The organism is Hyphomicrobium sp. (assembly GCF_036780825.1).
Classification (GTDB): Bacteria; Pseudomonadota; Alphaproteobacteria; order Rhizobiales; family Hyphomicrobiaceae; genus Hyphomicrobium_C.
The window spans coordinates 237,897-251,177 of record NZ_DAIQCD010000001.1; the positions used below are offsets into that span (position 1 = coordinate 237,897).

General features: G+C 61.9%; 15 protein-coding genes. 8 read left to right on the top strand and 7 right to left on the bottom strand.

Going from position 1 to position 13,281, the window contains the following annotated elements; genetic code table 11:
- Positions 1 to 43 precede the first annotated feature (43 nt).
- Entirely contained in the window at positions 44 to 175 is a 132-nt protein-coding gene (locus V7P99_RS01005; RefSeq protein WP_333792951.1) for an aa3-type cytochrome c oxidase subunit IV, read from the bottom strand.
- A gap of 270 nt (positions 176 to 445) precedes the next feature.
- On the opposite strand from V7P99_RS01005, the gene V7P99_RS01010 reads away from it, so the two are divergent.
- From V7P99_RS01010 to V7P99_RS01045, 8 genes are all read left to right on the top strand, one after another.
- Positions 446 to 1,621 (top strand): zinc-dependent alcohol dehydrogenase, encoded by a 1,176-nt coding sequence (locus tag V7P99_RS01010; RefSeq protein WP_333792952.1) that lies wholly within the window; start codon positions 446 to 448, stop codon positions 1,619 to 1,621.
- A 15-nt stretch (positions 1,622 to 1,636) separates the two neighbouring features.
- The gene (locus V7P99_RS01015; RefSeq protein ID WP_333792953.1) at positions 1,637 to 2,161 is read left to right on the top strand and encodes a hypothetical protein; all 525 of its coding nucleotides are present in this window, start codon (positions 1,637 to 1,639) and stop codon (positions 2,159 to 2,161) included.
- 202 nt (positions 2,162 to 2,363) lie between these two features.
- Positions 2,364 to 2,861 (top strand): c-type cytochrome, encoded by a 498-nt coding sequence (locus tag V7P99_RS01020; RefSeq protein WP_333792954.1) that lies wholly within the window; start codon positions 2,364 to 2,366, stop codon positions 2,859 to 2,861.
- Positions 2,862 to 2,907: 46 nt separating this feature from the next.
- A complete protein-coding gene (gene coxB, locus V7P99_RS01025) occupies positions 2,908 to 3,885 on the top strand; it encodes a cytochrome c oxidase subunit II (protein WP_333792955.1) in 978 nt (325 codons plus the stop codon).
- Between the two features lie 8 nt (positions 3,886 to 3,893).
- On the top strand, positions 3,894 to 5,840 hold the full coding sequence (locus V7P99_RS01030; protein WP_333792956.1) for a cbb3-type cytochrome c oxidase subunit I: 1,947 nt from the start codon (positions 3,894 to 3,896) through the stop codon (positions 5,838 to 5,840).
- Positions 5,837 to 6,439 carry a cytochrome c oxidase subunit 3 gene (locus tag V7P99_RS01035; protein WP_333792957.1) on the top strand — a complete coding sequence of 201 codons (603 nt, stop codon included), beginning with the start codon at positions 5,837 to 5,839 and terminating at the stop codon, positions 6,437 to 6,439. The genes V7P99_RS01030 and V7P99_RS01035 overlap by 4 nt, the downstream gene beginning before the upstream one ends.
- Positions 6,440 to 6,443: 4 nt before the next feature.
- Complete coding sequence (locus V7P99_RS01040) at positions 6,444 to 6,863, top strand: hypothetical protein (RefSeq protein WP_333792958.1); 420 nt, start codon at positions 6,444 to 6,446, stop codon at positions 6,861 to 6,863.
- Complete coding sequence (locus V7P99_RS01045; RefSeq protein ID WP_333792959.1) at positions 6,854 to 7,777, top strand: cytochrome c oxidase assembly protein; 924 nt, start codon at positions 6,854 to 6,856, stop codon at positions 7,775 to 7,777. Before V7P99_RS01040 ends, V7P99_RS01045 begins: the two co-directional genes overlap by 10 nt.
- A gap of 219 nt (positions 7,778 to 7,996) precedes the next feature.
- Here the strand turns inward: V7P99_RS01045 and sorU are convergent, their stop codons facing one another.
- The 6 genes from sorU to V7P99_RS01075 form a co-directional block, all read right to left on the bottom strand.
- Complete coding sequence (gene sorU, locus V7P99_RS01050; protein ID WP_333792960.1) at positions 7,997 to 8,308, bottom strand: SorU family sulfite dehydrogenase c-type cytochrome subunit; 312 nt, start codon at positions 8,306 to 8,308, stop codon at positions 7,997 to 7,999.
- A 64-nt stretch (positions 8,309 to 8,372) separates the two neighbouring features.
- Positions 8,373 to 9,572, bottom strand: coding sequence for a SorT family sulfite dehydrogenase catalytic subunit (gene sorT, locus V7P99_RS01055; protein WP_333792961.1), 1,200 nt, complete (start codon positions 9,570 to 9,572; stop codon positions 8,373 to 8,375).
- 39 nt (positions 9,573 to 9,611) lie between these two features.
- Positions 9,612 to 10,721 carry a 2Fe-2S iron-sulfur cluster binding domain-containing protein gene (locus tag V7P99_RS01060; protein WP_333792962.1) on the bottom strand — a complete coding sequence of 370 codons (1,110 nt, stop codon included), beginning with the start codon at positions 10,719 to 10,721 and terminating at the stop codon, positions 9,612 to 9,614.
- Positions 10,696 to 11,070, bottom strand: coding sequence for a Rieske 2Fe-2S domain-containing protein (locus tag V7P99_RS01065; RefSeq protein ID WP_333792963.1), 375 nt, complete (start codon positions 11,068 to 11,070; stop codon positions 10,696 to 10,698). Before V7P99_RS01065 ends, V7P99_RS01060 begins: the two co-directional genes overlap by 26 nt.
- Positions 11,071 to 11,091: 21 nt before the next feature.
- Positions 11,092 to 11,574 (bottom strand): hypothetical protein, encoded by a 483-nt coding sequence (locus V7P99_RS01070; RefSeq protein WP_333792964.1) that lies wholly within the window; start codon positions 11,572 to 11,574, stop codon positions 11,092 to 11,094.
- Positions 11,575 to 11,654: 80 nt separating this feature from the next.
- Positions 11,655 to 12,902, bottom strand: a complete 1,248-nt coding sequence (locus V7P99_RS01075) for an aromatic ring-hydroxylating oxygenase subunit alpha (protein WP_333792965.1) — start codon at positions 12,900 to 12,902, stop codon at positions 11,655 to 11,657.
- Positions 12,903 to 13,281: the final 379 nt, after the last annotated feature.

A 13,281-nucleotide genomic window follows, 5' to 3' on the forward strand; every position in this document is an offset into this window, starting at 1 on the left:
GCGTTACGCGACGGACCACGGCAACGTCGCAAAACCCCACGCGTCACAGCAGCCAGATAGCTAGCACGATGAGGACCGCGGCGAACCCCGCCACCGTCCAGGAGATACCACGCACGAAACCCCGATAGGTCCGGAGATGATCCCGGAAGTCTCGTTCCGGGTTCATCGGCGTCATGCCTCGATCTTGCTTGGTTCTATCCATCCAACTCACCAGCGTGCAAAAAGCACCTACGGCGATCAGGCTATCCTGGCCGCACATGATCTCCTTTTGACGCCAACGTAGCGGCGATCAAACCGTTCCAAATTTTCCGGCGTGGGGGAGCAAATCCGAGCGGGAGGCGAAGATGCCGCCCGCATGAACGCGCTCAGGCGTTTCCGGCCGAGCCGTGGGAACGATTTGAGCCGCGGGGTATTGCGCGTCTATCAACGCTGGAGCGGCAGAACCATGAAAGCGATCGTCTGGCACGGCAAGGAAGACGTGAGATGCGACCAGGTCACCGATCCGGAAATCGAGGATCCCCGGGACGCCATCATCAAGGTTACAAGCTGCGCCATTTGCGGCTCGGATCTCCACCTCTTTCATAACTTCATTCCAGCCATGATGCCCGGCGATATCATGGGCCACGAAATGATGGGCGAAGTGGTCGAGGTCGGCTCAGGCGTCAACGGCCACCTCCGTAAAGGCGACAGGATTGTCGTGCCGTTCACCATCACCTGCGGCGAGTGCGAGCAGTGCAAGCGCGGAAACTGGTCGGTCTGCGAACGCACGAACCGCAGGAAGGACATCGCCGACAAGATTTTCGGGCACGGCACCGCCGGGCTGTTCGGCTACACCCATCTCACGGGCGGATACCCGGGCGGGCAAGCCGAATATCTCCGCGTTCCCTTCGCCGACAGCACGCATATCAAGGTCCCCGACGGCATGAGCGACGAGCAGGCGCTCTTTCTCGGCGACATCCTGCCCACTGGCTGGCAGGCTGCAAAGCAGTGCGACATCGAGCCGACGGATACCGTCACGGTGTGGGGTTGCGGCCCGGTAGGACAGATGGCGATCCGGAGCGCCATCCTGCTCGGAGCCGAACAGGTCATCGCCATCGACAGAATTCCCGAGCGGCTCAGCATGGCGGAAGCGGGCGGTGCGATTGCGCTCAACTTTGAGACCGAAAGCGTCGTCGATCGGCTGAACGAACTCACGGACAACAAAGGTCCGGACAAGTGCATCGACGCCACCGGCCTCGAAGCCCACGTGTCCTTCCATCAGCCCGACACGATCTACGACCGCACCAAGCAGATGCTCATGATGGAAAGCGACCGGGCCCACGTTCTCCGCGAAATGATCTACGTGTGCCGGCCTGCCGGCGTGATCTCCATTCCCGGCGTCTACAGTGGGCTCGTGGACAAGATGCCGATGGGCATTGCCATGAACAAGGGGGTGACGTTCCGGATGGGTCAGACGCACGTAAAGCGATGGACGGACGACCTCGTGCGGCGCATCGAGGACGAGGAAATCGATCCGTCTTTCGTGATCACCCACACGGCCGATCTCGAGAGCGCGCCCGAGATGTACAAGGTGTTTCGGGACAAGCGTGACAGCTGCGTCAAGGTCGTATTGAAACCCTAGCTATCAAGGATTTCCATGCAAAACCTAGCAAACCTGGTTCGCCCCGAGGGGGATCCGAAGATCGTCAAAACCGGCCCGTCCTCCGTCTATCCCGAGGAGCGACTCGCAAAATCGCTCGGGTGGGCCAGTCTAGGGCTTGGCCTGTTCGAAATTCTGGCCGCCCCACGCATCACGCGTACGCTCGGGCTTGAAGGTATGGAGCCGCTGGTGCGGGCGTTCGGCGCGCGTGAGATCGCGAGCGGTGTCGTCACCTTGTCCACGGAGAAGGAGGCTGGCTTGTGGAGCCGCGTGGCCGGAGACGCCATGGATCTCGCTGCCCTCTCCAATGGGCTGGCGCACGACAATCCCAAGCGGTCCAATCTCAAGCTCGCCATGTGCGCCATCGCTGGCATCGCGCTGTTGGATGCATTGGCCGCCTCGGCGGTCACCGCAAGAAAGCGCCGGCCGGCAACCCCGCGAAGCTATCGCGACCGAAGCGGATTTCCCAAGGGCTTGACGCGGGCCAAGCATGGATACGAGCTGTCGAGAGCGATGCATTGATGCCCACCCTGCCGAGCCCACTCTGCTGAGTTCCGGCGACGTCTCGGACTAGTCACCCGCGTCCCGCTCTCGTCGGCATGCGGACGAGCTACAAATAACGGACGGGCCGGAACCATAAGGTAATCCTCCCGTTAGGAACAACGAACCCGGATGCGGGCAGTCACCTCGACCTTGGCCAAGGAGCCAGCGGGAGACCGGTGCCATGATTTTTCTAAAGCATCTTACCTTGCTCCTGCTCCCGTTTGCGATCGCGGCGTGCGATCAGATCGACCGCACAGCGGCTAAGCAACAACCGACTACCGCACCGGCTTCGCACGCCGAAGCACCACCCTCTGTTCCGCTCGTGCCGCTTGCCCCCGGCGGCCAGCCTCCGCAGCACGTCGCCTCCCCTCAAGGAGCGCAAGTCGCGAACGATCCTGAGCAAATCGCGGCTGGCAAGCAGCTCTACTCGGCCATGAATTGCGTCGGCTGCCACTTCCATGGCGGCGGCGGCATGGGACCACCCTTGATGGACACCAAGTGGATCTACGGCTCGAGCATCGACAATATTGCCGCGTCCATTCGCGACGGACGGCCCAACGGGATGCCCTCGTTCCACGGCTTCCTGCCCGACGAGCAGATCTGGCAGCTCGCAGCCTACGTCAAGTCTCTGTCGGCCGATGCAGGCGCAGCTCGCCCAACGCCGACCACTACGCAATAGGGCCGCCATGGAGATGCTGCCACGGAGCGTCAGAGCCATTTTCATTATGGTCGCTCTTTGCGCAATGTCGGCACCCGGCATCGCCGCTACGCCTCTCAGCTATCTCAGGTCCCATGGAGCGCACGCCGATCCGGTGAAAACGCTGACATGGGCGCTGCTCGTCCTTTCCATCGTCGTGGTCCTCGTCATCACCGGCCTCGTGGTTTGGGGAATAGCGCGCAGCACGGCGGATCAAGGAGACGTCATAAGTCGGGAAGGCAACGGCTTGCGCTTCGTCACCGCCGGTCTCACCCTAACGGTCATCGCGCTGCTCGGCAGCGTCGTCTGGACGATGGTGGTGCTCGCCAGGGTGGGCTCCCCGCCGGCGGAGCCGAAGCTCACCCTCGACATTAACGGGCGACAGTGGTGGTGGCGTGTGCGCTACGAAAGCGATGAGCCTGGCCGAGTCTTCGTCACGGCAAACGAGTTGCACATTCCTGTCGGCGAGCCGGTGCGCATCAAGCTTAGCTCTCTGGACGTCATCCATTCGTTCTGGGTTCCGGCGCTCGCGGGAAAGACCGACACCGTGCCGGGGCAGGTCAACACCACCTGGATTGAGGCGGATGCGCCGGGCGTCTATTTCGGACAGTGTGCCGAGTTCTGCGGAGCCCAGCATGCGCACATGGGGCTTCGTATCGTGGCCGAGCCGCGCGACAAATTCGAGGCCTGGCTGAGAGAGCAGATCGCGCCCGCGGCCCAGCCCAACGACGCCGTTGCAGCGGCCGGCCAAGAGACGTTCGCGCGGCGCTGCGCCGCGTGTCACGCCGTGCGCGGCACGAAAGCGGGCGGCATCCTCGGGCCGGATCTCTCGCATCTCGCCAGCCGCGCGACGCTGGCGGCCGGCACCATTCCCAACACGGCTGGCCACCTTTCAGCCTGGATTGCCGATCCGCAGCATTTCAAACCCGGTACGCGCATGCCGGCCGTTCCGCTCACCGGCTCCGAACTCGAGCAGGTGCGCGCCTATCTCGCAACGCTCAACTAGGCGCCCTCATGGCCAGCTCCCTCGATCGCCGCACGCCCGCCCTCGCCGATGTCGACGAGGAACATCTTGCGACCAGGCTCCATCAGCTATGGGCCACAGCGCCCGGGTTCATCGGCTGGCTATCGACGGTGGACCATAAGGAGATTGGCAAACGCTACATCGTGACGGCCATGCTCTTCCTGCTCGCAGGCGGGGTCGAGGCGCTCATCATGCGACTTCAACTCGCTGGACCCGGCCAGCGGCTGCTCACGCCGGAGCAATACAACATACTCTTTACGATGCATGGAGCGTCTCTGATCTTCTGGTATGCGTCGCCCATTCTTTCCGGCTTCAGCAACTATCTCTGGCCGCTTCTGCTCGGTTCGCGGGACATGGCGTTCCCGCGTCTCAATGCGCTCTCCTATTGGATCTACCTATTCTCCGGGCTCATGCTTTATGCAGGCTTTGCGGCCGGCATCGCACCCAATACCGGCTGGTTCGATTACGTTCCCGTCGCCTCGAAGGCATTCAACACCGGACCCGGCATAGATCTCTATGCCATGGCGCTCATCCTGCTCGGGATCTCGACCACGATCGGGGCGATCAACTTCATCGTCACATTCTTGCGCACACGCGCGCCCGGCATGTCGCTCAACCGGGTGCCGATCCTGATCTGGGGCACGCTCACCGCATCGGCCGGCAATTTCATCGCGGTGCCGGCGGTCAGCCTGGCGTTCTTCCTCCTGTGGCTCGACCGCCGGTTCGGGACGCACTTCTATGACGTGCCAGCCGGCGGGCATCCGCTGCTCTGGCAGCACCTGTTCTGGATGTTCGGGCACCCCTGGGTGTACGCCATCGTTCTGCCGGCCATGGGTATGGTCTCCGACGCGCTGCCCGTCTTCTGCAGCCGGCCACTGGTCGGGTATACGATCGTTGCCCTTGCGACGGTGCTGACCATGGTGCTGGGCTTCGGCGTCTGGGTGCACCACATGTTCGCCACGGGACTGCCGATGCTCGGCATGTCGTTCTTCAGCGCCGCGTCGTTCGTCATCGTCATCCCGAGCGCGATCGCAGTGTTCGCCTGGGTCGCAACCATTCTCACCGGGCGCCCGCGCCTCTCCGTTCCATTTCTCTATTTCGCAAGCTTCATCGTCATGTTCGTGATCGGCGGCGTGTCGGGGTTCATGACCGCCGCGGTGCCCGTGGACTGGCAGCTTACCGACACCTACTTCATCGTCGCTCACATCCACTACGTTCTCATCGGCATCAACGTGTTTCCCGTGCTCGGCGGCCTTACCTTCTGGTTTCCAAAGATGACCGGCCGCATGCTCGACGATCGCACCGGCCGCTGGGCCTTCTGGCTGATTCTGGTCGGCTTCAATGTTGCCTTCCTGCCGATGCATCTCACCGGCCTCTACGGAATGCCGCGGCGCGTTTATACCTACAGCTCGCATTTCGGCTGGGATACGCTGAACTTCGTGACAACCGCCGGAGCCTTCGTGCTGGCCATCGGGGTTGCGGTATTCCTCCTCAACGTGGTCCGCAGCCTCAGGAGCGGGGCGCGCGCCGGTCCCAATCCCTGGAACGCGCCGACGCTCGAGTGGTCCGTTCCTTCCCCGCCGCCGCCTTACAATTTCGTGGTCATTCCAACGGTGGCGAGCCGCCATCCGCTTTGGGAAAAGCAACTGGACGAGACGGAGCATCTTTCCGCGCTTCGCACCGGCCCGGCGCTCGATCAGGGCCGCGAGACGCTGGCGACGACGCCCGTGGATGCTGAGCCGGACCTCGTGCTCAAGATGCCGGAGGACAGTCTGGCACCGCTGCTATTGGCACTGGCGCTCACAACGATCTTCGTCGCTCTGCTCGCAAGCGCATGGTGGAGCGCGGCGGCCGCAGCCGTTGCCGGTCTCCTGATCATCGCCCTGTGGCTGTGGCCTCGCCGGCGCCTCGCACAGATTGCGGAGCAAGCCCCATGACCGACACGATCGCCGTCCGCCTTCCCGCTCTTCCCGTCGGCCCGCTTGGCCGCCGCTCCCTGGGCTGGTGGGGGATGATCTGCACGATCGGCACCGAAGCCGCCATCTTCGTCTATCTCCTCTTCAGCTATGCCTATCTCGCGGTCCAGCCTCATCCCGAATGGCTGCCGGAAGGTCCGCCATCGCTGGCCCTCGCTCTCCCCAACACCGTGGTGCTCCTGGCCAGCAGCTTCACAGCCGCCTGGGCCGAAAGGCGTATGAAGGACGGCGCGGCGCGGCACACCGTGCTGGGGCTGATGGCCACGATCGGCCTCGGGACCCTTTTCGTCGTGGTCCAGTTGTTCGAATGGCACAACAAGACGTTCGGTATCACGAGCAGCTCTTACGGCTCGCTCTACTTCACGATCACCGGCTTCCATATGGCCCATGTCGTCGCCGGACTGCTGATGCTTGCCGCGCTCACCGTATGGACCTGGCGCGGCCTCTTCGACAGCCGCCGGAACGCTCCGATCTCCATCGGCGTGATCTATTGGCATTTCGTCGACGTGGTGTGGCTTGCCGTGTTCTTCGCCTTCTATATCTCGCCGCGCCTGGTATGAGCACATGACGCCCGGAACCGACATCGCAGAGCAGGCCCATCCCGCGCCGCATCGTGCGCATGCGAGCACCAGCTCGCTTTCCTATGCGCTCGCCGGCGGCCCCGCGGCGTGGTTCCTTCATCTCCTGGTCAACTACGGGCTCGCCGATCGGGCATGTGCGGGAGAGGCTACCCTATCGGCATGGAGCCTCGTCGTGGTGGTCGATGCTATTGCGATCGCCATCGCGGCCGGCGCGGGCGCCGTAGCCTATAGGCTGTTCCAGCGGACGCGGACCGAGAAAGAAGGCGGCACACACGAACTCGTCGAAGCCGGGGAAGGCCGCACGCGCTTTCTTGCCATGTGCGGCCTGCTCGCGAGCGCGTTGTTCCTGATCGCGATCATTTTCGATCTCGCCGGACCGTTCCTGGGGCTACCATGCGCTTAGCGTTCGCCATGCTCGCGCTGCTTCTGTCCGGACGCGTTGCGTTCGCCCATGGGATCGGCGGGACGGTGGCGGGCGGCCCATCTTCGGCGCCGATGGTCCTCGCCTGCCTTTTCGGCGTAACGACGCTTCTCTATGCCACCGGCATCCTGCGCATTCGCCAGCAGGCGGGCCTGCGTATCGTTGCGCGTGGACAGTCGTTGGCATTCGGCGCAGCCATGACTGCTCTGGTCCTCATCCTGCTGTCGCCGTTGGATGCGTACGCCGACGCCCTGTTCTCGATGCACATGATCCAACACCTGATCTTGACGCTCATCGTGCCGCCGATGCTGGTCTGGAGCCGTCCGGCCCTCGTGATGCTCTGGGCTTTTCCGCGCAGCGTGCGCAAGGAGATCGGCTCGGCTTGGCGCGCCGGAGGCTTTGACCGCATAGTCGGCCGCCTCATGCATCCGGTGGCAGTCGGCCTTCTCTTCTCGAGTACGTTCGCCTTCTGGCATCTGCCGCGGCCCTATGCGTGGGCGCTCAACAACGCATGGGCACACGCATTCGAGCATGCCACGCTGTTCGTGACGGCGCTCATGTTCTGGAGCCTTGTCATCGAACCTTCTGGCCGCCGGCGCATGGGGGTCGCAGCAACGATGACCTTCGTCGCGGGGAGCGCAGTCATCAGCGGCTTGCCTGGCGCGTTGATGCTGCTTTCGCCGGAGCCGCTTTATCCGATCCACGAGGCGGGCGCCGCGCAATGGGGCCTTACGCTGCTCGAAGATCAGCAGCTCGCGGGCCTCATCATGTGGATCCCCGTGGGGCTCCTGTATCTCGTACCCATCACGTGGCTGTTCGTGAGACTGGTTGCCGATCCCCAGCCCCAATGGAAGGGATCCCGTCCGCCACGCCGGCCAGATCGCTTGGCGGCGTAACAAACAGCTGCCCATCAGCGAACGGCGCTATGCTGTTTTGTGGATCGGGCTTCGATTTAGAGTGCTTCCGGAAAAGTGGGAACCGGTTTTCCGACGAGAAGCACGAAGAAACAAAAACCTAGAGCCGTTCCGTTTCCACTTAAACCGGAACGGCTCTAGGACGCCCATCTGTTCTTCCGAAAGCGCCCGGCGGCACACGCACGGAAAACTCGCGGCGGTTTATTTCGTGGTGACGGTCGAAACGTAGATCCCGAGGGCATCCACCTCTTCGTCGGACAGCGTGTCATAGGGCGGCATGGCGCCCATTCCGCCCCTCACGACCTTCTTGACGCGTTCCAGGTCGGGCTTCAGCTCGTCCAGGTTCGGACCGATCGCACCCTCAGCCGCAGCGTCGGAGAGCGTGTGGCAGACTGCACACGGAGGAGAGGCCGCGCCGGTGAAAAGCTGCTTGCCAAGCTCTTCCGGCGCTTCGGCTGCAAAGCTGTCCCCAGTCACGCCCTGTGCCAGGATTAAGGCGGCAATCGCGGGCATCCGCCCAAGAAATCGTGAGATCGAATTCATTTCGTATCTGGGTTCTCTCGATAGGATCAAGCCTTCAGGTGATCGTGACCGTGACTGCATGAGACCGCCAGCCGTTGTGCCCATACCCGCGTTCGTTGACCTCCATGACCTCGGGCTGCTGCGTGCCGGACGAATCCGTTCCGCGGCTCGCAAGCACGACTTGGCCGGGTTTGAGCTCGGCCGATAGAACGAAGGTGCGCCACGCGTAGGGTCCGAGATCGGGCCCCACCAGCCGGGCCGGACGCCAGCTCTCACCGCCATCCGCCGAAACCTCAACAGACTTCACGCCACCCTCGCCTCCAAAGGCGATGCCGTGAATCTGCACGCGTCCGCTGGCGGCGGTCGTCACCGGATCCCGGACCCATGACTTGATGGGCATCTTCCACATGGACGGGAATCCCGCGCCCCCTTTCTCGCCCATGGGACGAACGCGGTAGCTGCTCGCTTGAATCCGCGCCTGGGATTCCTGCTCGGTGAACGCAAGCTTTGTGATGTACTTGATGTTGTTCACGCCGAAATAGCCGGGAACGATCAACCGCAGTGGTCCGCCGTGCGCGAGCGGAAGCGGCTTGCCGTTGGCCTCCCAGGCTAGAATTGCAGTCTCCATCGCCTCGAGGGGAAGCGATCGCTCGACGACAAGGGTGTTGGGATCCAACCCTGCCGGAATGGGCTCCCCGCCGGTGCCGGTCATGAATTGGCTGCCGGCGACAAGGTCGCCCAGCGCCTCGACGACGGCACGAACAGGCACGCCGGTCCAGAGAACGCAGCCGGCCGCACCGACAGTCCAGGCCGTACCGCTCGGCTTGTGATCGAAGAACCCGCGGCCATTTCCGGAGCACTGCAGGACGGACGCGACCGTTTCGACGCCGATGGTCTTCAGCTCGGCCACGGTCATGGTCCGCGGCTCTTTCACTCCCTCTATCGAGACTTGCCAGGCGTCGGGATTCTCCGTGATCGCCGACGGCGGGGGGGCGACGTTGTTCCGGACGAACAGCTCATCGAGCGGCGTGATGATGCTGCGGCCAGCGTGCTCTCTCTTCGTCTCGATCGTGTTGGCGCTATGGACGATCAATGCATCGTCGTTCTTCCAATGAAGATCCTTGGGAAGCGGAGACGGAACCGCAGCGGCACCAGCCTCCTGCGCGAAGCTGCGCGCCCCCAGGCCGCCAGCCGCGACGATACCTGCACCCCCGAGAAGGAGGCTTCGGCGCTGGATGTTCAAGCTTTTGAGCATGGTTCCCTCCAGGTGCCCTTTCCTCCGGTCACCGGCCTATCAACTGAACTTGTCGTAGCGAATGGAGGCCGGCGTCAGTTGCCCCTCGACAATGAGCGTGCGGAGCACAGCATCCACCATCGGCGGCGGCCCGCCGATGAAGGCCAGGTCGTTGTCGTATAGGCCGCTCATTGCAGCCGACATGGCCTCGTGCACATAGCCCTTTGCGAGACGGATCGATGGAAACTCGGGATGAACGGCGGCCGGTGGCTCGTCATTCGAGAGGGCGAGTGTCACCTCAAGATTCGGGCCGGCCCGCTGCACATAGTCAGCAAGCTCCTCGAGATAGAAGCCGTCCTCCATCTTCTGCACGCCGAAGAACACGCGTCCACGATATGATGCGAAATGCTCGGTTTGTGTCGCCCGCTCGAGGATGGCCATCATGCCGGCGATCCCTGATCCGCCGCCGGCAATAATGAGGTTCCGACGGTCGGAAAGTCCGAGCGTCGCCCGCCCCAGCGGACCGAACAGCTCCACCTTGGCACCGTCCACCTCGCTCTCGAACAGCCAGTCGCAAAAGCCGCCGCCGTCCTTACGCTTCACCACAAAGACGATTTCGTCGGTATCCGGCGCGTAGTTCACCATGGAGTAGGCACGCGCGCCAATAACGCCGCCTACGCTGACGAGCATGAACTGACCGGCCTCGAACGACATCTCGCGTGCGAGCGATATCGTGAACTCGATAACGTCTCGCGTGAGACGGCGGCTGCTGGTGATGATGCCGCGGTTTGACATCGGTGCGTCATTAGTAGGCGTCTGGGCCACCGACTTCGACGGAACGCGAACCAGGCAGTCCGATGTCGCCCGTGCTTGGCAGAGGAGGATATCACCCTTGTCTTGCTTGAGCTTCGCGAGCGCCGGGGCATCGGCCCAGCCGACGCCGACGTTGCCCGTCATGGTACGTCCCCGGCACGTTCCGCACGTTCCCGTCGCGCACTCGTAGGGCAACGTCACGCCCTGTCGCAATCCAGCGCGCAGCAGGGTCTCTCCCTCGTCGCACTTGAATTCGAAACGCCCCGTCGGCGTTTCGATCGTGACGTTGACGGCTTTGTCTGCTTCGGGAGTGTCGGAGGTTTCCGGACGCTCAGCCCTGGCTAAAGAAGAACTCATCGTCTGACTCTTCCTCGCTTTCGAAGTCGTACAGGAGTTCCTCTACGACATTCACGTATAGTCCCCCGTCCGCTTGCTTGGTCTCGTAGACCTTGAGCGGTTTCTCAGCCTCGGCGCGCAATTCCAGCGTCTTCAGATCCCATGCCCACAGGTGCTTGGAACACGTCAGGACGCAGTTCGCGACGATGCCTGACGCGTCCAACGGCTCCTCCATGTGCGGACATACCGGAGGTATGGCGCGGAAGCCCTCGCCGTAGTTGACGATGAGGATGTTGGTTCCGTCGACTTCGAAGACTTTTGCGGTGTTCACCGCGACCTCATCGAGGCCGCAGACCTTTTTCCACGTCATGCCCACTCTTCCCCTGTCAAACTAAAGTGGCCAGTGCGATCCCTTGTCGAGCCGCCGGTTCTCGAGCTTCAGCTCACGCTTGAGAAAGATGCCCGTGCCGTTCTCGATCTTCAGCGTGTCAACGTAGCGGCCAATGAGGAAGAGACGGCTATCTCCGGCGTCGATATGCGAGTTCGTACCGTCGTAAAGGTTCTGGTAGATGATAACGGAGCTGAGGGCCGTGGCCGTCTTGTTGTCGCTTGACGGCTCGATCGAATAGACCGTCGTGTGCCGATGCAGGGGCGAGTGATCCGTATTGTGCTTCGGAAGGAGCTCGATCAGATGCGCAAGATCGCTCTTGTTGGCCGACATATAGGTCATGTCATAGTTGATCTCGGGGCTCCACGCCGTGATCGAGTACTCGAACGACTCGTCGCAGCAATCTAGCCAGTCGTTCCACTTCTGCTCGTCCAGGAGCATCGTGGCCTTGTAAACGGCGTCGCGAACAATTTCCTTGGTCGACACTGTGCGTCTCCTCATAGCTCTTCGTGTGGAAGGCAGGCGGCAAAGCGCCTGCCTTCCTTGTTTTTATGTTGTGGCTGGACTTATTCCGCAGCGACCGTTGCGGGCTCCGCGTACGGCTTCTCGGGATCGCTCGGCAGCCTGTTCAGCCACCGCCCCCACTCGTCGTAGTAGTGACGCATGCCGTTCTCGTCGTGGATCGTCTGGTTTTCCTGACGGCCGTGGAGGATCCGCCGCGGCTCGGCGCCGGTCTTCATCGTGTTGCCCTGACCCTGCACGCCGATGAGATCCTCGTGAAGGTTCCGGCCGAATGGTCCCCAGATCGAGTTGTGGTGCTTGATGCGAGTCATACGATCTTCGGCAGAGTCGCTCTTCAGACCCAGGCCGCGGAACTCGATCATCACCTTGTTCGGTCCGAGCGGGGTGACGACGTCGCAACGCAGAGCGGATCCGCGCAGGTTGAAGTTCACGCCCGGGAACAGGTCGATCATGTACCACTGGTTAGGCGGAAGATGCGGGAAGGAGAGCGAAGCACGGCTCTCGAAGCCCTCATACTTCTCATAATCGACGGTGAAGGTTCCCACGACGACGTGCCCGTGATCGAACGCCTCGTTCTTGCGAGCGAAGTAGTCCTCGTTAAAGCCGGTCACGCGGTTATGGTAGTGCATGAAGTCGTGATAGAACTCAGCGTTGGTGTCGTGCCAAAGCTTGTAGTTCGTATCGACGATAGCCTTGTGATAGTGGAACACCTCCATGGGCTCGGCGTCGAGGGTTTTGCGCAGGCACTCGAACGGCTTGCCACACCACTCCTCGAGATCCATCGCCTGGTCGTTGAGATTGACCCAGACGAAGCCGCCGAACTTCACTTCGCAGCGAAGCCTGCGGAGGCCGACGTCCTCTTTGCAGAGGCGATCCTGATAGCCTTCCTTTTCACGGGCGACATAAACGCAGCTGCCCTTCATGTCGAACTGCCAGCCGTGGAACATGCAGGTCATCCGCTTCGGGTTACCTGACGGCTGCCCTTCGAGGAAGCTGCCAGCCGGACGCCGCTCAATCATCATGCCGCGATGCGGGCAGACGTTGAGGAACGCACGAATCTGATTATCCGGCCCGCGACAGACGATGATCGGCTCACGCGCAATCGACGTGGTGCGGAAGTCATACGCCTTGGGCAACTCCGACTCGTGACAAACAGGGATCCACGTCCCCTTAAAGATCTTTTCAAGTTCCTCCTCGAAAATCTGCTCGTCGGAGTAGATGCGGCTATCAACCCATTCCCCGGCCTGCAGTGGCGGGTTTGCCATCCATTGGCTGTGATTCTTCGCTGCCACAGCGATATCCTCCATGTGTCATAGTGAAGTTGTGCTCGCCTGGAAAGCGGCTGCTGTAAGCATAGCAGGCGCTTTTGCGTTTGTGGCCGACGGCGGCAATTAAAGTTCGTTATCGCCAGATAGACAAGACGATGCCATTGCGCGCTCAATATTCATATACGCAACCTCAGCATCTCGATGCAAGTCACTATAATTGCACGTAAAAACGTGACTTATGTAGCATGCGACTTTCAACGCGTGTCGCCGCCAATGAAATTCGTATTTATATATAGACGGTGCCTATAAGGCCGGCATGCCATATCCCAAGCTGGATTGTTCTGACATATGTCCGCCGACGCACATCGACCTAGCTTTGTGCATTAGAGTTTTTTTCTATTCG